Annotated in this window: 19 protein-coding genes; 8 read left to right on the forward strand and 11 right to left on the reverse strand. The window is 61.1% G+C overall.

The annotated features are described in order from the left end of the window. Nucleotides 1-157: 157 nt before the first annotated feature. Nucleotides 158-1,240, forward strand: a complete 1,083-nt coding sequence (sfnG, locus tag HDC30_RS22525; protein WP_183784992.1) for a dimethylsulfone monooxygenase SfnG — start codon at nucleotides 158-160, stop codon at nucleotides 1,238-1,240. 123 nt (nucleotides 1,241-1,363) lie between these two features. On the opposite strand, the gene HDC30_RS22530 is transcribed toward sfnG, so the two are convergent. Together HDC30_RS22530 and HDC30_RS22535 are read right to left on the reverse strand one after the other, a co-directional pair. After that, nucleotides 1,364-1,843 (reverse strand): nuclear transport factor 2 family protein, encoded by a 480-nt coding sequence (locus HDC30_RS22530; protein ID WP_007963424.1) that lies wholly within the window; start codon nucleotides 1,841-1,843, stop codon nucleotides 1,364-1,366. A gap of 56 nt (nucleotides 1,844-1,899) precedes the next feature. Further along, nucleotides 1,900-2,463 carry a TetR/AcrR family transcriptional regulator gene (locus tag HDC30_RS22535; protein ID WP_096796073.1) on the reverse strand — a complete coding sequence of 188 codons (564 nt, stop codon included), beginning with the start codon at nucleotides 2,461-2,463 and terminating at the stop codon, nucleotides 1,900-1,902. A gap of 215 nt (nucleotides 2,464-2,678) precedes the next feature. Between HDC30_RS22535 and pssA the strand changes: the two genes are divergently transcribed. After that, nucleotides 2,679-4,022 (forward strand): CDP-diacylglycerol--serine O-phosphatidyltransferase, encoded by a 1,344-nt coding sequence (gene pssA, locus HDC30_RS22540; RefSeq protein ID WP_115989828.1) that lies wholly within the window; start codon nucleotides 2,679-2,681, stop codon nucleotides 4,020-4,022. 132 nt (nucleotides 4,023-4,154) lie between these two features. Here the strand turns inward: pssA and efeO (HDC30_RS22545) are convergent, their stop codons facing one another. The 4 genes from efeO (HDC30_RS22545) to efeU are packed head-to-tail and all read right to left on the reverse strand — an operon-like array spanning nucleotide 4,155 to nucleotide 8,383. Next, entirely contained in the window at nucleotides 4,155-4,979 is an 825-nt protein-coding gene (gene efeO / locus HDC30_RS22545; protein ID WP_027611970.1) for an iron uptake system protein EfeO, read from the reverse strand. Nucleotides 4,980-5,004: 25 nt separating this feature from the next. Then, nucleotides 5,005-6,303: an iron uptake transporter deferrochelatase/peroxidase subunit gene (gene efeB, locus HDC30_RS22550; protein WP_183784994.1), complete on the reverse strand. Its 1,299-nt coding sequence runs from the start codon at nucleotides 6,301-6,303 to the stop codon at nucleotides 5,005-5,007. Nucleotides 6,304-6,320: 17 nt separating this feature from the next. Next, complete coding sequence (efeO, locus tag HDC30_RS22555; protein WP_183784997.1) at nucleotides 6,321-7,520, reverse strand: iron uptake system protein EfeO; 1,200 nt, start codon at nucleotides 7,518-7,520, stop codon at nucleotides 6,321-6,323. Between the two features lie 8 nt (nucleotides 7,521-7,528). Beyond that, nucleotides 7,529-8,383, reverse strand: a complete 855-nt coding sequence (gene efeU, locus HDC30_RS22560; protein ID WP_183784999.1) for an iron uptake transporter permease EfeU — start codon at nucleotides 8,381-8,383, stop codon at nucleotides 7,529-7,531. A gap of 290 nt (nucleotides 8,384-8,673) precedes the next feature. Between efeU and HDC30_RS22565 the strand changes: the two genes are divergently transcribed. From HDC30_RS22565 to HDC30_RS22590, 6 genes are all read left to right on the forward strand, one after another. Continuing rightward, on the forward strand, nucleotides 8,674-9,690 hold the full coding sequence (locus HDC30_RS22565; RefSeq protein ID WP_183785001.1) for an AraC family transcriptional regulator: 1,017 nt from the start codon (nucleotides 8,674-8,676) through the stop codon (nucleotides 9,688-9,690). Between the two features lie 246 nt (nucleotides 9,691-9,936). Then, the gene (locus HDC30_RS22570) at nucleotides 9,937-11,601 is read left to right on the forward strand and encodes an AMP-binding protein (RefSeq protein WP_183785003.1); all 1,665 of its coding nucleotides are present in this window, start codon (nucleotides 9,937-9,939) and stop codon (nucleotides 11,599-11,601) included. Between the two features lie 15 nt (nucleotides 11,602-11,616). Next, complete coding sequence (locus tag HDC30_RS22575; RefSeq protein ID WP_183785005.1) at nucleotides 11,617-12,378, forward strand: SDR family NAD(P)-dependent oxidoreductase; 762 nt, start codon at nucleotides 11,617-11,619, stop codon at nucleotides 12,376-12,378. 12 nt (nucleotides 12,379-12,390) lie between these two features. Next, nucleotides 12,391-13,584: an acetyl-CoA C-acyltransferase gene (locus HDC30_RS22580; protein ID WP_115989821.1), complete on the forward strand. Its 1,194-nt coding sequence runs from the start codon at nucleotides 12,391-12,393 to the stop codon at nucleotides 13,582-13,584. A gap of 142 nt (nucleotides 13,585-13,726) precedes the next feature. Continuing rightward, a complete protein-coding gene (locus HDC30_RS22585) occupies nucleotides 13,727-14,854 on the forward strand; it encodes an acyl-CoA dehydrogenase (protein WP_183785007.1) in 1,128 nt (375 codons plus the stop codon). Nucleotides 14,855-14,869: 15 nt separating this feature from the next. Next, a complete protein-coding gene (locus tag HDC30_RS22590; protein WP_183785009.1) occupies nucleotides 14,870-15,643 on the forward strand; it encodes an enoyl-CoA hydratase in 774 nt (257 codons plus the stop codon). 115 nt (nucleotides 15,644-15,758) lie between these two features. Here HDC30_RS22590 and HDC30_RS22595 read toward each other — a convergent pair whose 3' ends face one another. The 5 genes from HDC30_RS22595 to HDC30_RS22615 all read right to left on the reverse strand — a co-directional run bounded on the left by HDC30_RS22595 (nucleotide 15,759) and on the right by HDC30_RS22615 (nucleotide 20,930). Next, entirely contained in the window at nucleotides 15,759-16,910 is a 1,152-nt protein-coding gene (locus tag HDC30_RS22595) for an acyl-CoA dehydrogenase family protein (protein WP_183785011.1), read from the reverse strand. Between the two features lie 3 nt (nucleotides 16,911-16,913). Then, nucleotides 16,914-18,020 carry an enoyl-CoA hydratase/isomerase family protein gene (locus HDC30_RS22600; RefSeq protein ID WP_096796062.1) on the reverse strand — a complete coding sequence of 369 codons (1,107 nt, stop codon included), beginning with the start codon at nucleotides 18,018-18,020 and terminating at the stop codon, nucleotides 16,914-16,916. A gap of 229 nt (nucleotides 18,021-18,249) precedes the next feature. Next, nucleotides 18,250-18,936: an HPP family protein gene (locus HDC30_RS22605; protein WP_183785013.1), complete on the reverse strand. Its 687-nt coding sequence runs from the start codon at nucleotides 18,934-18,936 to the stop codon at nucleotides 18,250-18,252. Nucleotides 18,937-19,090: 154 nt separating this feature from the next. Continuing rightward, a complete protein-coding gene (locus HDC30_RS22610; protein ID WP_183785015.1) occupies nucleotides 19,091-20,269 on the reverse strand; it encodes an MFS transporter in 1,179 nt (392 codons plus the stop codon). 142 nt (nucleotides 20,270-20,411) lie between these two features. Then, the gene (locus HDC30_RS22615) at nucleotides 20,412-20,930 is read right to left on the reverse strand and encodes a GNAT family N-acetyltransferase (RefSeq protein ID WP_183785017.1); all 519 of its coding nucleotides are present in this window, start codon (nucleotides 20,928-20,930) and stop codon (nucleotides 20,412-20,414) included. Between the last annotated feature and the right edge of the window lie 6 nt (nucleotides 20,931-20,936).

Consider the following 20,936-nt stretch of genomic DNA (forward strand, 5'->3'; position numbering starts at 1 on the left):
CAACTATTCAACTGTTGCCCAACCAACACCTCGACAACAAATCACCCTCCAACAATGCAACTCCATCAGCCTCAAGCCCAATAAAACCGGCCCTCTGGACGCTGGCACGCTTGCTGCTCTGTCCCATTGACCTTCCCAATGTCCCGAGGACACGCCAATGAGCAAGCAAGCCGTGAAATTCGCCTACTGGGTGCCGAACGTCAGTGGTGGCCTGGTGGTCAGCAAGATCGAGCAGCGCACTGACTGGGGCATCGACTACAACCGCAAACTCGCGCAACTCGCCGAAGCGGCCGGGTTCGAGTACGCCCTGACGCAGATCCGCTTTACCGCCGGTTACGGTGCCGAGTTCCAGCATGAGTCGGTGGCGTTCAGTCATGCGCTGCTGGCGGCTACCACCAGGCTCAAAGTCATCGCGGCGATTCTGCCGGGGCCATGGCAGCCGGCGCTGGCAGCCAAGCAACTGGCGACCATCGATCAACTCACCAACGGCCGGATTGCGGTGAACATCGTCAGCGGTTGGTTCAAGGGCGAATTCCAGGCCATCGGCGAACATTGGCTGGAACACGACGAGCGCTACCGGCGTTCCGAAGAATTCATCCGCTCGCTGCGCGGGATTTGGAGCCAGGATAACTTCAGCTTTCGCGGCGACTTCTACCGCTTCGACCATTACAGCCTCAAACCGAAACCGCTGGGCCGCCCGGAAATTTTCCAGGGCGGCAGTTCCCGTGCGGCACGAGACATGGCGGCGCGGGTCTCGGACTGGTATTTCACCAACGGCAACAGTGTCGAAGGGATCAAGGCGCAGGTCGATGACATCCGGGCCAAAGCGGCGGCCAACAATCATTCGGTGAAAATCGGCGTCAACGCCTTCGTGATTGCTCGCGACACTGAAGAAGAGGCGCGTGCTGTACTGGCGCAGATCATCGATCAGGCTGACCCGGAAGCGGTGAACGCCTTTGGTGACGCAGCGAAGCAAGCGGGCAGGGCGTCGCCGGAAGGTGAGGGCAACTGGGCGAAATCGACGTTCGAGGATCTGGTGCAGTACAACGATGGCTTCAAGACCAACCTGATCGGTACGCCACAGCAGATTGCCGAGCGGATTGTGGCGCTGAAAACGGTGGGGGTGGATCTGGTGTTGGCGGGGTTTCTGCACTTTCAGGAGGAGGTGGAGTATTTCGGCAAGCGTGTGTTGCCGTTGGTGCGGGAACTGGAGGCTGAAAGGACTGCCGCAGTAGCCTGACCACCAACAAATCTCCTGTAGGAGTGAGCCTGCTCGCGATTGCGTATGAACATTCAATATTCAGGTTGACTGACACACCGCTATCGCGAGCAGGCTCACTCCTACAATTGGAACTATGTGAGCTTACAGACCGAGATCGGAGAGCCCCGGATGATCATCCGGACGCCGACCCAGCGGCCAATGGAACTTGCGCTCGCTTTCCTTGATCGGCATGTCGTTGATGCAGGCATAGCGCTGGAACATCAGCCCGTGCTCATCGAACTCCCAGTTTTCATTGCCGTAGGAACGAAACCAGTTGCCCGAATCGTCGCGCCATTCATAGGCATAGCGCACGGCAATCCGCGTGTCCGAATACGCCCAAAGTTCCTTGATCAAGCGGTAATCAAGTTCCTTGGCCCATTTGCGGGTCAGGAAGGCCTTGGCTTCCTCTCGGTTGTTGGCGAACTCGGCGCGGTTGCGCCATTTTGTGTCGAGGGTGTAGGCCAGCGACACCTTCTCGGGATCGCGAGAGTTCCAGCCATCTTCGGCCAGACGTACTTTTTCGATAGCCGATTCACGGTTGAACGGCGGTAAAGGCGGACGCACTTGGGCAGCAGTCGACATTGTCAGTCTCCCGATCTAATTAACGATTAAACAACGGTTGAGGCTTATTTAAGGCGTTACAGGTCCAATAACTTACGCGCCATGCATTGCGCATTATCAGCGGCACTGTGATCACCCATCACAAGCGCTACGGTAATGGCGCCGTCAATCAGGATCAGCAATTGTCTGGCCAGACGTTGCGGATCTTCGACGCCATGTTCGGTACACAGCTCGCACAGGTAGTCGAGCAGCTTCTGTTTGTGGTCTTTGGCGACCTGGCGCACCGGGTCTTCGGGATCACCGGTCTCGCCACTGGTATTGATGAAGGCACAGCCACGGAAACCTTCCGAAGCGAACCAGCTTTTGAGCACGGTAAACAGGTTGAGCAGGCGGTCGGCCGGGGTTTCGGCCTGATCGACAGCACTTCTGTACCAATGCATCCAGCGCACGTCGCGGCGTTGCAGGGCAGCGACGGTCAGCTCCTCCTTGTTGGCGAAGTAGCGGTAGATGCTTTTTCTGGAGACGCCGGCGGTTTTCACCAGAAGATCCATGCCGGTGGCCGCGATGCCACTTTTGTAGATCAATTTTTCGGTGACATCCAGAATGATGTCGCGGGTCGAGGTGTCAGTGATTTCGTTCATGCGGCTAACAGTAGAACGATCGTTCTCCTTGGTCAAGCAGTTATTTTTGTGTCTGCCATACCGCTTTCGCGAGCAGGCTCGCTCCCACATTTGAAATGCGATCCATTGTGGGAGCGAGCCTGCTCGCGAAGGGGGCATTACAGACAGTAACAAGACCCGAACCGGTTGATGGTGTAAGCTCTCGGGTTCTTCGGATTCGACCCATTGCGAGCCCTATGCCGTTGCTTTTCAAACGCTCTTTGCTGCCCAAACTGCGCAGCTTTCCGCTGACTGCCGAGGCCGTGACCATTCTGTCCGGCGCCGCCGAGTTCCGTCGTTGCCTGCTGGAGAAAATCGCCGAGGCGACCCGGCGCATCTACATCGTTGCGCTGTATCTGCAGCACGACGAGGCCGGTCAGGAAATCCTCGATGCCTTGCACGCCGCCAAGCTCAAGCGCCCGGAGCTGGAGATCGTCGTGGTGGTTGACTGGCTGCGCGCCCAGCGCGGGTTGATCGGTGCCGGCAAACAGCCGGGCAACTCGGCGTGGTACCAGGAAATGACCCGCACCCATCAGAGCGAAGTGCCGGTCTACGGCGTGCCGGTGCAGACCCGCGAACTGTTCGGCGTCCTGCATCTGAAAGGCTTCGTGATCGACGATTGCGTGGTTTACAGCGGTGCGAGCCTGAACAACGTCTACCTGCACAAGTTCGACAAGTACCGTTTCGACCGCTACCACGTGCTGCACAGCCGCGAACTGGCGGATTCAATGCATCACCTGGTCAAGCACGGCCTGATCGAATCCAAGGCTGTGCATCGCCTCGACCTGCCGAACCTGCCGACTACCCGCAGCTTGCGCAACGACATCGGCGACCTGCGCAGCCGCCTCAAATATGCGGCGTACGACACCAGCGCCGGCAGCACGGCGCACACCGGCCTGTCGGTGAGTCCGCTGCTGGGCGTGGGCAAGAACAACCCGTTGAACCGGGTGATTGTCGAGCTGATCGCCAGTGCGCAACAGCAGCTGACCATCTGCACGCCGTACTTCAACCTGCCGCTGCCGATCATCCGCGAGGTCAACCGTGCGCTGGCCCGTGGGGTGAAGATCGACATCGTGGTCGGCGACAAGACGGCCAACGATTTCTACATTCCGCCGAGCGAGCCGTTCAAGGTGATTGCGGCGCTGCCGTATCTGTACGAAATCAGCCTGCGGCGTTTTGCCAAGCGGCATCAGCGCAACATCGACAGCGGCCAGTTGAACCTGCATCTGTGGCGTGACGGCGACAACAGCTATCACCTCAAGGGCATGTGGGTCGACCAGCGCTATACGCTGCTGACCGGCAACAACCTCAATCCACGGGCGTTCCGCCTCGACCTGGAAAACGCGCTGTTGATCGATGATCCGCAAGGCGAGTGGCTTGAGCCACGGGCGAAGGAGCAGCAAGAGATCTTCCGCAACACCACGCGGATTGCCAGTTTCCAGAACCTGGAGACCTTGCCGGAGTACCCGGCGGGGGTGGCGAAGTTTCTCAAGCGCGTGAGTCGGGTGCGGATCGAGCGGTTGCTCTACCGGATTCTCTAGCGCTGCTGAAAATGCCATCGCTGGCAAGCCAGCTCCCACAGTATTCTCGGTCATTCACAAATATCGTGTACACCAAGAACATTGTGGGAGCTGGCTTGCCAGCGATGGGGCCTGCTTGGACGCTCAATAAACTCAGTTCAGACCCAGCTTGCCACGCAACGTGGACAGGTCTTCCGCCAAGGTATTGACCGGCCCGACCAGTGCTTTGCGGTCGTTATCCTTCACCTTGTCATAAGTCTCGAAACCACCGTCCTTGGTCTTGTACTTGGCAAGGATCTTGTCCACGGTGGCGAAGTTCTTGTCGACTTTGGCAACAAACGCCTTGTCCTGTTTTTCGATCTGCGGACGGAACAGGTCGACGATTTTCTTCGCGCCGTCGATGTTGCCCTGGAAGTCATACAGGTCGGTGTGGCTGTAACGGTCTTCTTCACCGGAGATCTTGGTCGCGGCAACCTCTTCCAGCAGAGCAGCAGCACCACCGACGACTTTCTCCGGCGGGAAGGTCAGGCCGGCAACGCGGGTTTGCAGGTCTTTCACATCGCTGTCGAGCTTGTCCGCCAGAGCGGTCAGGCCTTCAGTGGTTTTCTCCGAGAACAGCGAGTATTCGATACGGTGAAAACCGGTGAAGTCTTCAGCCTTCACGCCTTTTTCGTGGTCGTCGACGCGCGAGTCGATGGACGCATCAAGGTCACTGAACAGCTCGGCAATCGGCTCGATCGACTCGTAGTAGACGCGGGTCGGCGCGTAGAGCTTTTGCGCGGTGGCCAGATCGCCTTTCTTCACCGCATCGGTGAATTGTTTGGTGTGGCTGCCCAGTTCATCCAGTTGCTCGGTGACGTAGATCTTGTAGTCCGACACCGGGCCGACCAGATCCAGTGGCGCCGTCGCGGCGAACGCCGACAGCGGGGTGTTGAGCAAACCGAGGGTCAGCAGTAACGCGAGTGGCGACTTTTTCATGGAGCGGCTCCGAGGTTTTTTATGGTTAGGCAGCTGTTTTGGGTTGGGTGGCGTTGAGCAGCGAGCGACCGATGAAATCCTTGTCGCCGGTGACACCCGGAAGGGTGAAGAAGTAACCGCCGCCGACCGGTTTGAGGTATTCCTCAAGCGGCTCGCCGTTGAGCCGGGTCTGCACGGTGATGAAGCCTTTTTCCAGATCGGCCTGGTAGCAGATGAACAGCAGGCCCATGTCGAGCTGGCCGTTCTTGTTCACGCCGTTGGAGTAGTTGAACGGCCGGCGCAGGATCAGATTGGCCTGGCTCGCGGCGGTGCGCGGGTTGGCCAGGCGAATGTGTGCGTCGAGCTTGGTCAGTTTGCCTCCCGGGTCTTTGCTGTAATCCGGGACTTCGGTTTCATGGTTGGCGCCCATCGGCGCACCCGTGGTCTTGACCCTGCCGATGATGCTTTCCTGTTCCTGCAACGGCGTACGATCCCAGCGCTCGACAAAATTGCGGATGATCCGCACCGCTTGATAGCTGCCGTGGGCCGCCCACGCCGGCTCATCGCTGCCCGGTTGCACCCAGACAATCTTGTCCATGGCCTTGGCATCGTTGGAATCGGGGTTGGCCGAGCCGTCGCGGAAACCGAGAAAGTTACGCGCCGATTGCGCCGGCACACCCGGTTTGGCCGGGGCTTGTGGCGGCACGCTGCCTTCCTGTTTCCAGCGCACCAGCAGCAGGTCCGGCAGGTTCTTGACGATGTCGCGCAAGGCGTGAATGTTGGTGTCGGCGGTGTTCGAGCAGAACTGCAGGCTCAAGTCGCCGTGGCAGCAATCGGCCTCCAGCGCATCGTTGGGGAAGCCGACCATGCGTTGCAGGCGCTTCGGTTTGGCGGCGGCCAGACCGAAGCGCTCGTCGAACAGCGACTCGCCCACCGAGACGGTGATGGTCAGGTTGTCCGGAGTCACCACCGGGCCGAGAATGCCGGAATCCGGCGGCGGCAGTTTCGGGTCGATCTGCGCCACCGGGCCGCCCTTCATCAGGAACGCGATGCGCTCGTTGAGGGTACGGAACAGCCGCTCAAGGTCTTCGCGATCACTGGCCAGCACGTCGAACGACACGAACATGCCGGACGCCGGACGCGGGGTGACGATCCCGGTCTGGTGCACGCCGTGGAAATCGTGGCGGTCTTCGGTCTTGTCGCTGCTCGGCGCTTCGGTGACTTGCGCCGGGGTTGCCGCCATGGCCGGGCAGCTCAGGGCCGAACCGGCCAGTGCGACGCCGGCGACACCCATGCCCATCAGCAGGCGGCGACGTTGCAGATCGAGGTTTTGCAATTCTTTCATCGGTATTCGTCTTCTGCTTACAGGCCGGAAAGGCCGAGGGCGGGATCGATGCCATCCAGAGCGTCAGCCAGGGCCTGAGCCTTGTCGGCGATCTGTTTGCGTTGTTCGCCACTGACCATGTCGTAAGTGGCGTAGCCGTCCTTGACCTTGAAGCTGTTCAGTACGCTGTCGAAATCACTCAGCGCCGCGTCGATTTTCGGCAGCAGATCCGGCGCCGACCTGGTCAGCATCGGCCGCAGCAGCTCGACCACTTTGTGTGCGGTTTCCAGGTTGCTGGCGAAGCCGTTGAGATCGGCGTGGCTGTAGCGTTCCTCTTCGCCGCTGGCGGCGCGCACGTCGGCCAGGGTGTTGAGGTTGCGCACCACGATGCTCACCAGTTGCTCCGGTGGCAGCGATTGGGCCAGCAGCTGTTGCTTGAGCGTGGTGACGTCGGCCAGCAGACGCTCGGCGACCGGGTTCAAGCCGTCGAGGCTGCGTTGCTGAAACAGCGCGTATTCGATCCGGTGGAAACCGACGAACGCTGGATCCTGTTCGCGTTTTTCGAAGTAATCGGCGCGGGCGTTGATGCTGTTGTCCAGTTCCGCCAGACGTTGCGCGGCAGGCGCCAGACGCTGGTAAGCGGCACGGGCCGGCAGGTACAGCGCCTGTGCCTGGGCCAGGTCGCCACCGGCAATCGCCTGATTCAGCGCGGTCACGGCTTTGATCAGCGCGCTGCCTTGCGTCGCCAGATACACGCGGAACTCCGACAGCGGCCCGACGAAAGCGACCATCGATAGCTTGGCCTTGGCGGCAGCATCGGAAGCCGCAGTCGGCGTTACGTGCAGTACGCCACGTGGATTGCTCAGCAGACCGCAAGTGATCGCGTAGTCGCCGGGTTGCAGATTGGCGTTGATCACCTGGCTCAGGCCCGGCGCGATGTTTTCGCGCTCTTCGATCACCAGCACGCCGTCGAGGATTTCCCATTCCACCGCCCGGTCGGAGCGGTTGACGATGCGGAAACTGGCGCGACCGGCGGGAACCGTCAGCTCGTTCGGATCACAGCTGTGCGCGTTGATGTTGACCACCACTTCGTCATGGTTGTGCTGACGCTTGGCCGCGGCCATTTTCGAGGCGTAGTAGAACAGGCCACCGGCGGCGATCATCACGACCACCGAACCGGCCACCGCCCAGCGCAAGGCGCGGGAAGGCGAGGCCTGAGGAGTATTAGGCTTTGACATGGAGGCCCTTATTGGCTGGAAACGGAAGACGATTTGCCGGCGGCGTCAGCGCTCGAGGCCGGCGCGGCGGGGTAGAAAAACATCACCAGCGCCAGCACCAGATAGATCAGGTACGCACCGAGAGTGCTGACGGTCGGCGCATCCTGATACCCGAACATGCCGGCCAGCACCGAACCCAGCGGGCCGTCCATCGGCAGCGTCGCGCTGAAGTCGAACAGCACGGTTTGCAGGTGATTCCACACGCCGGCTTCATGCAGGGCTTGCACCGAATTGGCGAGGATCCCGGCGGCGACCACCAGAATGAACAACCCGGTCCACTTGAAGAACGCCGAGAGGTTCAGGCGCATGCTGCCGCTGTAGATCAGGAAGCCGACAACAATCGCCAGCACCAGGCCGAGCAGGGCACCGATCGGCGCGCCCGGGCCTTCGCTCTGCTGGAACACGGCGAGCAGGAAGAACACGGTTTCCAGGCCTTCGCGAGCCACGGCGAAGAACACCATGGCGATCAGCGCGATCACCTGATGCTTTGACGAGGTCAGGGCGTGATCGAGCGAGGCTTGCAACGAATGCTTGATCGAGCGCGCAACCTTGCGCATCCAGAACACCATCGAACTGAGAATGCCCACCGCGATCAGACCGACAATGCCTTCGAACAACTCCTGCTGTTTCTGTGGGAATTCGGCGCTGACCAGTTCCAGGCCACCGCCGACCAGCAGCGCCAGAGCGGCGGCGAGGAAGACGCCGATCCACACTGCCGGCATCCATTGGCCACGTCCGGTTTGTTGCAGGTAGCTGGCGATGATGCCAACGATCAGCGCGGCTTCAATGCCTTCGCGCAGCATGATCAGAAAGGGAACGAGCATTCGGTGTCCACTAAGTCATTCGAAGAAGTTACAAGTTGCAACATAATGACAACCATTCTCACATGACAATGATTGACATAAACCTGAACGCAAGCTGAACAACCTGTTTTTTGCCACGCACAAATCCCTGTGGGAGCGGGCTTGCTCGCGAAGGCGGCGCGTCAGTCGATAAGGATGTTGCTGACACATCGCCTTCGCGAGCAAGCCCGCTCCCACAGGGGATTCGTGCTGAATTCGCATCCTGCGTTAAGATGCCACTCACTCGAAAACAACAAGGTCTGCCTCGCTCCATGTCGGAAAAAGACACCATTGCCGTTCAACTGGTGCGTGAAGCGCTGCTGCAAAGTTGTGCCCCGGGCGTGGCCACGGATGAAGTCTTGAACAAGGTCGGGATTGCTCCGGCGCTGCTGCACAGCGAGCAAGGTCGGGTGCCTGCCTCGCAATACGCCAGACTCTGGCGCTTGCTGGCCCGGCGCGGTGATGACGAGTTCTTCGGCATGGACCCACGCAAGCTCAAGTCCGGCAGCCTTGAGTTCCTTTGCCGCAGCGCCATGGCGCAACCGACGCTGGCCGCCGGCCTGGGCATGGGCCTGAATTTCCTCTCCTTGATGCTGGAAAAAATGCCCGCGCAATTGGCGCATCAGCAGAGCCTGGCGGAAATCGTCCTGCTCGAAGACGATCCCGAGCCGCGCCGGGCGTTTACCTATTTCACCTACTGGATGATCGTCCACGGCGTGGCCTGTTGGCTGGCGGGGCGGCGGATTCCGATTCTGGCGATCGAGTTGCGCTGCGCCGAGCCGGATTTCTGCGACGACTACCGGGTAATGTTCTCGGAAAACCTGCGCTTCGAGCGTCCGCGCACGCGGATGATCTTTGCTGCTGACTGCCTCGACCTGCCGATCAAGCGTACGGCCGAAGAACTGAAACGCTTTCTGGCCCATGCGCCGGCGAACATTCTGGTGAAATACCGCGACCCGGAAAGCCTGGCCAGCCGGATCAAACAGGACCTGCGGCAGCTACCCGCCGAACAGTGGCCGGAGACCGAGGCGCTGGCGCAACAACTGTGCATGTCCGCCTCGACCCTGCGCCGGCGATTGTCCGAGGAGGGGCAGACCTATCAGGGGCTCAAGGACAGCGTGCGCAAGGAACTGGCAATCAGCTGGCTGGCGGAGCCGTCGATCAGCTTCGTCGAAATCGCGACGCGGCTGGGGTTTGCCGATGCGAGCTCGTTCTACAAGGCGTTTCGCAAGTGGTCGGGGTCCAATCCTGGGCATTACCGCACCCTGATCCTTAACGAAGCGGTCTGATTCAGAGCATCTGTCGCCTGGCCCGGCGCCATCGCTGGCAAGCCAGCTCCCACAGATTTTGCGCTAACCCTGTGGGAGCTGGCTTGCCAGCGATAGGGCCAGTCAGGACAGCGCATCTTTTGAACCTTGGCCAAACCAGTCAGCCACTTTGATGGCTTTGACCATTGCCGCTTCAGCGCCGCAGCGCGACTATCCCTGTGTTGTTTACGGTTCCCAGCCTAATAAAAACACCGAGGGATTCTGGCAATGCGCGATTACTTGTCTGCCACCGAACAGTTCAACTATCAGCACACCGTGGACGCTGCGCTCAGCGGCACGCTGGAGGCGCTCAACGCCTGCGTCGAATGTTGCGACCGCCATGCCTTGCCGGGGCGCATTGCACTGTTCTGGGAAGGCCGCGACGGTGCGAGTGCCACGTACACCTTCAGCGAGCTGCAAGACCAAGCCGCGCGTTTCGCCAATTTCCTTCTCGAACAAGGCGTGCAGAAGGGCGACAAGGTCGCCGGTCTGCTGCCACGCAACATCGAATTGCTCATCACCGTATTCGCCACCTGGCGCATCGGCGCGGTGTATCAGCCGTTGTTCACCGCATTCGGCCCCAAGGCCATCGAACATCGCCTGAACAGTTCAGGCGCCAAAGTGGTGGTCACTGACGCGGTCAACCGGCCGAAACTCGCTGAAGTCAGCGAATGCCCGACCATCGTCACCGTCGGCGGCGCCAAGGGCCAGGGCATCGTCCGTGGCGATTTCAGCTTCTGGGCCGAGCTGGCCAACTCCTCCAGCGTCTGCGAGCCGGTTCTGCTGACGGGCGAAGACCCGTTCCTGCTGATGTTCACCTCGGGCACCACCGGTCCGTCGAAAGCACTGTCGGTGCCGCTCAAGGCGATCGTCGCGTTCCTGAGTTACACCCGCGACGCGGTGGATCTGCGTCCCGAAGATTCGTTCTGGAACGTCGCCGATCCGGGCTGGGCCTACGGCATCTATTTCGGCGTCACCGGCCCTATGTCGATGGGGCACCCGATCACCTTTTACGATGGCCCGTTCACCCTCGAAAGCACTTGCCGGGTGATCAACAAATACGCCATCACCAACCTTACCGGTTCGCCAACCGCGTATCGTCTGTTGATTGCCGGCGGCAACGAGTTCGCCAAGTCGATCAAGGGCAAGCTGCGCATCGTCAGCAGCGCCGGCGAGCCGCTCAATCCGGAAGTGATCCGCTGGTTCGCCGACAACCTCGACGTGGTGATTCACGATCATTACGGCCAGACCGAACTGGGCATGGTCCTGTGCAACCACCACGGTCTGCAGCACCCGATCCACCTCGGCGCCGCCGGTTTCGCCTCGCCGGGCCATCGCATCGTGGTGCTCGACGAGCAGTACAACGAACTCGGTGTCGGCCAGCCGGGCATTCTCGCCATCGACCGCACCCAGTCGCCGATGTGCTGGTTCGGCGGCTACGAGGGCGTGCCGACCAAAGCCTTCGTCGGCAATTACTACCTCAGCGGCGACACCGTGGAGTGGAACCCGGACGGCAGCATCAGCTTCGTCGGCCGCAGTGATGACGTGATCACCACCTCCGGCTACCGCGTCGGCCCGTTCGACGTCGAAAGCGCGCTGATCGAACACCCGGCGGTGGTCGAAGCCGCGGTGGTCGGCAAGCCGGATCCGGAGCGCACCGAGCTGGTCAAGGCCTTCGTCGTGCTCAACCCACAATACCGCGCCGAACCGGCGCTGGCCGAAGAGCTGCGGCAACACGTGCGCAAGCGTCTGGCCGCGCATTCGTACCCGCGTGAAATCGAATTTGTCAGCGAATTGCCGAAAACCCCAAGCGGCAAGTTGCAGCGCTTTATCTTGCGCAACCAGGAAATCGCCAAGGCTCAAGAGGCCGCGGCGCACAACGTTTCAGCTTGAATCAGGAAGTCAGTCATGCAGATCGAGAACAAGGTTTTTATCGTCACCGGCGGCGCTTCCGGCCTGGGCGCGGCCAGCGCTGAATTGCTGGTCAGCGCCGGCGCCAAAGTGATGCTGGTGGATATGAACGCCGAAGCGGTAGCCGCCCAGGCCCAGCGCCTCGGCGCGCACAGCGTGGTGGCCGACATCGGCAACGAAGCCGCTGCCGAAGCTGCGGTGCAGGCGACGGTGAAAGCCTTTGGCAGCCTCAGCGGCCTGGTCAACTGCGCCGGTATCGTCCGTGGCGAAAAGATCCTCGGCAAGAACGGCCCGCATGCGCTGTCGAGTTTTGCCCAGGTGATCAACGTCAACCTGATCGGCAGCTTCAACATGCTGCGACTGGCGGCTGCGGCCATCGCCGAGAGCGAAGCCAATGCCGATGGCGAGCGCGGGGTGATCATCAACACCGCCTCGGTGGCGGCGTTCGACGGCCAGATCGGCCAGGCCGCGTATTCCGCCTCCAAAGGCGCGATCGCCAGCCTGACCCTGCCAGCCGCCCGTGAACTGGCGCGTTTCGGCATCCGCGTGATGACCATCGCCCCGGGCATTTTCGAAACGCCGATGATGGCCGGCATGACCCCGGAAGTGCGCGAGTCGCTGGCCGCTGGCGTGCCGTTCCCGCCGCGTCTTGGGAAACCTGCCGAGTACGCCGCGCTGGTTCGGCATATCATCGAAAACAGCATGCTCAATGGTGAGGTGATCCGTCTCGACGGCGCCTTGCGCATGGCCGCCAAGTAAGGAGGATTTGTCATGACTATTGCCAACGATCCGATTGTTATTGTCAGTGCCGTCCGTACCCCGATGGGTGGTTTTCAGGGCGAACTGAAAAGCCTCACCGCGCCGCAACTCGGTGCTGCCGCGATCAAGGCAGCGGTTGAGCGCGCCGGGGTTGCCAGCGACGCGGTTGATGAAGTGTTGTTCGGTTGCGTATTGCCGGCCGGCCTCGGTCAGGCGCCGGCGCGGCAGGCGGCACTGGGTGCCGGGCTGGATAAATCGACGCGCTGCACCACCGTCAACAAGATGTGCGGCTCAGGCATGGAAACCACCATCCTCGCCCACGACATGCTGCTGGCCGGCAGCGCCGACGTGGTGATCGCCGGCGGCATGGAAAGCATGTCCAACTCGCCATATCTGCTTGATCGCGCCCGTGCCGGTTACCGCATGGGCCATGGCCGGGTGCTCGACTCGATGTTCCTCGACGGCCTCGAAGACGCCTACGACAAAGGCCGTCTGATGGGCACCTTCGCCGAAGACTGCGCCGAAACCAACGACTTCAGCCGTGAAGCCCAGGATGCGTTTGCCATCGCTTCGACCACCCGCGCCCAGCAGGCGATCAAGGACGGCAGCTTCAAGGCCGAGATCGTGCCGCTGACCGTGACCGTCGGCAAAGAACAGGTGCTGATCAGCAACGACGAGCAGCCGCCGAAAGCCAAACTGGACAAAGTCGCCTCGCTGAAACCGGCGTTCCGCGAAGGCGGCACGGTAACGGCGGCCAACTCCAGCTCGATCTCCGACGGCGCGGCGGCACTGGTGCTGATGCGCCAGTCGCAAGCGCAGAAACTCGGGCTTAAACCGCTGGCAGTGATTCATGGTCACGCGGCATTTGCCGACACGCCGGGCCTGTTCCCGGTGGCACCGATTGGCGCGATCAAAAAGCTGGTGAAGAAGACTGGTTGGGCGTTGAACGAGGTCGATCTGTTCGAAATCAACGAAGCGTTCGCCGTGGTGGCGATGGCGGCGATGACCCACCTGGAAATTCCCCACGACAAGCTCAACGTGCACGGCGGCGCCTGCGCGCTGGGCCATCCGATCGGTGCCTCGGGCGCGCGGATTCTGGTGACCTTGCTCTCAGCCCTGCGCCAGAAAAACCTGAAGCGCGGGATTGCGGCGATCTGCATCGGCGGCGGTGAAGCCACGGCGATGGCCGTGGAATGCGTTTATTGAAACAAACGCCAATCCGTGTGGGAGCGAGCCTGCTCGCGAAGGCGTCGTGTCAGTCAATGTTTGCTTAACTGACACACCGCTTTCGCGAGCAGGCTCGCTCCCACAGGGGTTCTGTGTGGTAACCCGGATTTAAGGATTCACCATGATTCCCAACGAAGACCAATCCCAGATTCGCGACATGGCCCGGCAGTTCGCCGAGGAACGGCTGAAACCGTTCGCCGCCGAGTGGGATCGCGAGCATCGTTTCCCCAAGGAAGCCATCGGCGAGATGGCCGAACTGGGCTTCTTCGGCATGCTCGTGCCGGAGCAGTGGGGCGGCTGTGACACCGGCTACCTGGCGTACGCCATGGCCCTGGAAGAAATCGCCGCCGGCGACGGCGCCTGCTCGACCATCATGAGCGTGCACAACTCGGTGGGCTGCGTGCCGATTCTCAAGTTCGGCAACGACGACCAGCGCGAACGCTTCCTCAAACCGTTGGCCAGCGGCGCCATGCTCGGCGCCTTCGCCTTGACCGAACCGCAGGCCGGTTCCGACGCCAGCAGCCTGAAAACCCGCGCACGGTTGGAAGGTGAGCACTACGTGCTGAACGGCTGCAAACAGTTCATCACTTCCGGGCAGAACGCCGGGATTGTGATTGTATTTGCGGTGACCGATCCGAGTGCCGGCAAGCGCGGCATCACGGCGTTCATCGTGCCCACCGATTCGCCCGGCTACAAAGTCGCCCGGGTCGAAGACAAGCTCGGCCAGCATGCGTCGGACACCTGCCAGATTCTGTTTGAAGACGTCAAAGTGCCGGTCGCCAATCGCTTGGGCGAAGAGGGCGAAGGCTACAAGATTGCCCTGGCCAACCTCGAAGGCGGGCGGGTCGGCATCGCCTCGCAAGCTGTGGGCATGGCCCGCGCTGCGTTCGAAGCGGCCCGCGACTATGCACGTGAGCGCGACACTTTCGGCAAACCGATCATCGAGCACCAGGCGGTGGCCTTCCGTCTCGCCGACATGGCCACGCAGATCGCCGTCGCCCGGCAAATGGTGCATTACGCCGCGGCCCTGCGCGATAGCGGTCAGCCGGCGCTGGTCGAGGCTTCGATGGCCAAACTGTTCGCCTCGGAAATGGCCGAGAAGGTTTGCTCGATGGCGTTGCAGACGCTGGGCGGTTACGGTTATCTCAACGACTTCCCGCTGGAACGCATCTACCGCGACGTGCGCGTCTGCCAGATTTACGAAGGCACCAGCGACATTCAGCGCATGGTTATTTCGCGCAATCTCTGACAAGGAATCTTGCCCATGACTTACGAAACGATTCTGCTGGAAAACCACGGCCGCGTCGGCCTGATCACCCTCAACCGTCCACAGGCGCTGAACGCCCTGAACGCGCAACTGGTCAGCGAAGTGAACCATGCCCTCGATGGTCTGGAAGCGGATGCGGACATCGGTTGTATCGTCATCACCGGTTCGAAGAAAGCCTTCGCCGCCGGCGCCGACATCAAGGAAATGGCCGAACTGACCTATCCGCAGATCTACATGGATGATCTGTTCAGCGACAGCGACCGTGTGGCCAACCGCCGTAAGCCGATCATTGCTGCGGTCAACGGCTTTGCCCTCGGTGGCGGCTGCGAACTGGCGCTGATGTGCGACTTCATCCTGGCCGGTGACAACGCCAAATTCGGTCAGCCGGAAATCAACCTCGGCGTGCTCCCGGGCATGGGCGGCACCCAGCGCCTGACCCGCGCCGTGGGCAAAGCCAAGGCCATGGAAATGTGCCTCAGCGGGCGGATGATCGATGCGGTGGAAGCCGAACGCTGCGGCATCGTTGCGCGGATCGTGCCGAGTGATGAGCTGCTCGACGAGGCGCTGAAAGTCGCCGCAGTGATCGCCAGCAAGTCGTTGCCGATTGCGATGATGATCAAGGAAAGCGTCAACCGTGCGTTCGAAGTAAACCTGACTGAAGGCGTGCGTTTCGAGCGTCGGGTGTTCCATGCGGCGTTTGCCACGCAGGATCAGAAGGAAGGCATGGCGGCGTTTGTGGCCAAGCGGACGCCGGAGTTTACTGGTAAGTAATGTTGCGTCCTCACTGACGCTATCGCGGGCAAGCCCGCTCCCACAGGTTTTCTGGAGTACACAACTTTTGTGAACGACAGAATTCCCCGTGGGAGCGGGCTTGCCCGCGATGCTTTTACAGTTGGTAGTTCTTCAGCTCCCGCGCAATTACCATCCGCTGAATCTCGCTCGACCCCTCGTAGATCTGGGTAATCCGCGCATCGCGGTAGTACTTCTCGACCGGATAGTCTTCCAGATACCCATACCCGCCATGAATCTGAATCGCCGAGGAGCAGACCTTTTCGGCCATTTCCGAGGCGAACAGTTTGGCCTGTGAGGCCTCCGACAGGCACGGTTTGCCCGCTGTGCGCATGCGCGCCGCGTGCAGGATCATCAAGCGCGCCGCGTTGATTTGCATGTGCATGTCGGCCAGCAGGTTGGCGATGCTTTGGTGTTCGTTGATCGGCTTGCCGAACTGGATGCGATCGCGGGAATACACCAGCGCCGCTTCAAACGCGGCCCGGGCGATGCCCAAGGCTTGCGCGGCGATGCCGATGCGGCCGCCTTCGAGGTTGGACAAGGCAATCGCCAGCCCCTTGCCGCGCTCGCCGAGCAGATTGGCTTCGGGAATGCTGCAGTTGTTCAGGGTCACCGCGCAGGTGTCGGAGGCGCGGATGCCCATCTTGTGTTCAGTGCGATCAACGATGAAGCCTGGGGTGTCGGTTGGTACGAGGAACGCGGAAATGCCTTTCTTGCCCAGATCCGGATCGGTCACCGCAAACACGATCGCCAGTTTCGCCCGTTTGCCATTGCTGACGAATTGCTTGGCGCCGTTGATCACCCACTGGCCGTCGCGCAGTTCGGCGCGGGTGCGCAGGTTGTGCGCTTCGGAACCGGCCTGCGGTTCGGTGAGGCAGAAGCAGCCAATCGTCTGGCCACTGGCGAGATCCGCCAGCCAGGTCTTTTTCTGTTCTTCGCTGCCGTAATTCATTACCGGCCCGCAGCCCACCGAGTTGTGGATGCTCATGAACGCACCGGTGGCGCCGTCGCCGGCAGAAATCTCTTCCACCGCCAGCGCATAGGCCACGTAATCGACGTAAGTGCCGCCCCATTCCTCGGGCACCACCATGCCGAGCAGACCGAGTTCGCCCATCTTTGCCACCAGCGCGTCGTCGATCCAGCCGGCCTTTTCCCAGGCTTGCGCATGCGGTGCGATTTCGCCACGGGCGAAGTCTCGGGCCATGTCGCGGATCATCACTTGTTCTTCAGTCAGTTCGAGATCGTGCATGACTCAGCTCCCGCTCTCAGTAAAACCGTGAAAGAAACTCGCGACATGCCCGGCGTCCAGCGCAGCAAGGGTCGGCGGGTTCCAGCGTGGTGTCTTGTCTTTGTCGATCAGCAGGGCGCGCACGCCCTCGATCAGGTCGCCGCGTTCGAACCACTGGCGATCCAGATGCAGTTCGAGGGCGAAACAGTGTTCCAGGCTCAACTGACGACCGCGACGGAGCATTTCCAGGGTCACGGCCATCGCCAGTGGCGAGCGGGTCTCCAGCAGGTCAGCGGTGGTCGTCGCCCACTCATGGCTGTCGGCGACGGTGACCGCGCGCAGTTGCTCGACGATGCTCGGTACGTCGGGCAGGGCGAAGAAGTGGTCGATGGCCGGGCGCAGTTTCTCCAGCGGTGCATCGGCCAGGGTTTGCACGCCGTTTTTCGCCAGCAGGCCCTGCAGATCCTTGAGCGGCGTGTCGCGCCATTCCAGATGATCGAGTTGTTCGTCGAGGCTCGGCAATTTGCTGCTGTCGACAAACCAGTCGGCCAGCCCGCAGTACAGCGCATCGGCCGCGCGAATCTGCACGCCGCTAACGCCCAGATAGATCCCCAGTTCACCGGGAATCCGTGAGAGGAAATAGCTGCCGCCGACATCGGGGAAATAACCGATCGCCACTTCGGGCATCGCCAGCCGGCTCTTTTCGGTGACCACCCGCAGATCGGCACCTTGGACCAGGCCCATGCCGCCGCCGAGGACAAAACCGTCCATCAAGGCCAGCACCGGTTTGCGGTAGTGATGTAGCGTCAGGTCGAGGGCGTATTCCTCGACGAAGAAATCTTCGTGCAGCGTGTCGCCGCTTTTGAAGCTGTCGTACAGCGAACGGATATCGCCACCGGCACAGAACGCCTTTTCACCGGCACCGCGCAGCACTACGGCGTGCACGCTGGCGTCAGTCGCCCAGGCATCGAGTTGCTGCTGCAACTGACGAACCATGTCGAGGGTGATGGCGTTGAGACCGGCGGGGCGGTTGAGGGTCAGGTGACCGATGTGATTGCGAACCTCGGCCAGCACTTCGTCTGGCGTGGCATCCATGGACGGCGTCCGCGGGGATGAAGCCTGAGCAGTCATCACTAACTCCCTGCTTTTATTGTCTTTATTCGAGAAGCTCGCGCGCGAGCGTTGACGGATCGTAACAGTGCAAATTTGCCGTGTACAACCGGGATATGTGCAGGGGGAGTTTGCGTTTTTGCCTTAGGGAAAATCGCTATCTGCTGATGTAGGAGCTGCCGAAGGCTGCGATCTTTTGATCTTGAAAGATCGCAGCCTCGTTGCACTCGACAGCTCCTAGTGTGGGATGTCAGGAGAAAACTTCGCGGATGCTGCGGCGTTTGGCGTGCAGTTCGCTGGCGTGGATCAGTTGTTCGAGGTCTTCGGGGGTGACGTCGATGAACGCTTCCATGTCGGCCAGTGCCAGTTTCAAATCCTCAGCGGTAATGGCCTGGCTATCCACCGGCACCAGTGCCGGCGCTGGCTCGGCCGGGCGTTTCGGGTAGCGGATGCGCGTCAGGTTGTTGTAGGCCAGCGCGCTGAGCAGCATGCAGGCGGCGGCGAGCATCACCGGTTCCATGGCTTTCCAGTCCATGGCGATGGTGGCCGGATCGGCCAGTACCAGCGTCAGCGCCAGTGCGCCGGCCGGCGGATGCAGGCAACGCAGCCAGCACATCAGGATCAGCGCCATGCCCGCCGCCAGGCAGGCGCTCCCCAAGGTGCGGCCGAGGACGTGGGCCACCAGCAGCGCGACCACGCTGGCGCACAGGTAGCCGCCGATGATCGACCAGGGTTGCGCGAGGGCGCCGGAAGACACGGCAAACAGCAACACCGCTGAGGCGCCCAACGGCCCGATCAGGTGGTACGCGACCTCGATGCCGAACACCTGACTGCACGCCCAGACGCTGAACAAAGTGCCCAGCGCCATGCCGATCGCGGCGCGGCTCCATTCGGTGGGGCGAGTGTTGATGGCGGCGGGCAACCAGCGAACGAGCATGTGAATCGGGTCCTTGCAGTAAATTCGGGGCAAAAAAAAGGACTTGTCCGTTTCGGAAAGTCCTCGAAGCGTTCCAGCTATTGGGGGAGGAACGCGCACAGTGTGCCGGGCAAATTCGATGCTGACAAATTCATATAAATGCAGTTTCAGTGCATTATTTTTGAATTATCGCCACGCGGCGTCCGCTGACAAAACACAAATACCCACCCAGCCCCGCCAGAGCGCTCAGGGCGTAGAACATGCTCGGCGCCGGCGTGTGCATCAGCAGAAACCCGCACATCACCGGACTCAGCGCACCGCCCAGTGCCGCGAGATTCTGTGCGCCGTAGTAACTGCCGCGCAGCTCTTCGGGAGCGAGGGTGTCGACGAAGAGGAAATCCGCCGGGTAAATGATCATCTCGCCGAGGGTGAAGATGAACATCGCCACGCACCAGCCGACCAGACTGTCTGCCAGGCTAAAGCCGATCAGGCCGACGATGAACAACGTGGTGCCGCCGGCAATCCAGAACCGCAGGTGCTCGCGCTTGAGGAAGCGCCCGATCTGGTATTGCAGCAGGATCACCGTGATCGCGTTGCAGGCGAGCAGGGCGGCCATGGTGTCGAGGGTCTGTTCCTGCGTGTGGGTCACCAGCAGATACTGCGACAGGTACAGGGTGAAGCGCCCGTGAACCAGGGTGCTGAGCAAGCAACCGAGGGTAAACAGGATCATCGTGCGGTCGTTTTTCAGGATGATCAGGGTGTTCAGGAAACTCTGCGGGGGGCTGGCCTGCGACAGCGGACTGGCCTCGCGGGACACGCCCAGCAGCAGGAAAACGCTGCCGGCGGCAATCAGCCCGGCGACGATAAACGGTGCTGAAGGCTGAACCCCGGCAATCACCACGCCGATCATCGGGCCGACGGCGTAGCCTATATTCGTCAGCGTGTAGTTCAGCGAAAACGCCTTGACCCGCTGGCCGACCGGCAGGTTTTCACTGAGCATCGCTTTGGAACAGATCAGGAACAGCGCCGACGCCGTTTCACTGATGATCAGCACCAGCGTGACCAGGTACAGATTCTGCGCGAAGGTCAGCAGCATCAGGCCGACACCGCTGGAAAGCATGGTCAGGATCAATAGTTGGCGCTTGTCGAGTCGATCGATGATGTAGCCGCCGTACAGCGACAACAGCGTGGCACTGAACACGGCGATGCCCAACAGCAGACCGACGTCCTGCGGGTTGAGGCCCAGTTTGTTGCTGAGAAACAAGGTCAGCAGCGGGCTGATCAGGGCACGGCTGATGACGATGCTCAGCGAGGTGATCATCAGTCGGCGGATCAGGCGGGAGTAGGTGGCCACGGCAGTGCAAATGTCCTTATTTTTATGATGAGAAACCTTGTGGGAGCGAGCCTGCTCGCGAATACCGAGTGTCAGGCGCCAACCCAGTTGACTGACAGGACGCTATCGCGAGCAGGCTCGCTCCTACAAGGGATTTGTCCTGTCAGGGCAATATCAGGTGCATGGCGCAGCGTCGCTCGGCGGCAAAGCCATGCTCGATTTCTTTCTGCAGAGCATCGAGCAAATGCGCTGCGTGCTCACCGGGTGCGACTTCCACAAACCCCATCCGCTGATAAAACGGCGCATTCCACGGCACGTCGCGAAACGTGGTCAGGGTCACGGCGCGCATTTGCTCACGGCGGGCATGTTCAATCGTGGCCAGCAGCAGTTGACGGCCCACGCCTTGACCCTGAAACGCGAGGCTGACCGACAGTTCTTCAATGTTCAGTTGGTTGTCGAAATCCAGCGCGCGGATAAACCCTGCGAGTTGCGCCGAGGTGTTTTCGGCGACCCAGACGTAGGCATTGTCGATGGCTTGGCGGTGTTGCGCGGCGCTTGCCACGTCGGTGTCGGCAAGCCAGGCGAGGGTCGGATCTGTGCGAAACAGCTCGGCGGCCGAGCGTTCGATGGCGGGGAGGGCGTCGGCATCATTCTGCCGCGCCCGGCGTACAACAAAACTCATGGTAAA

The organism is Pseudomonas sp. JAI115 (assembly GCF_014200835.1).
GTDB lineage: Bacteria > Pseudomonadota > Gammaproteobacteria > Pseudomonadales > Pseudomonadaceae > Aquipseudomonas > Aquipseudomonas putida_A.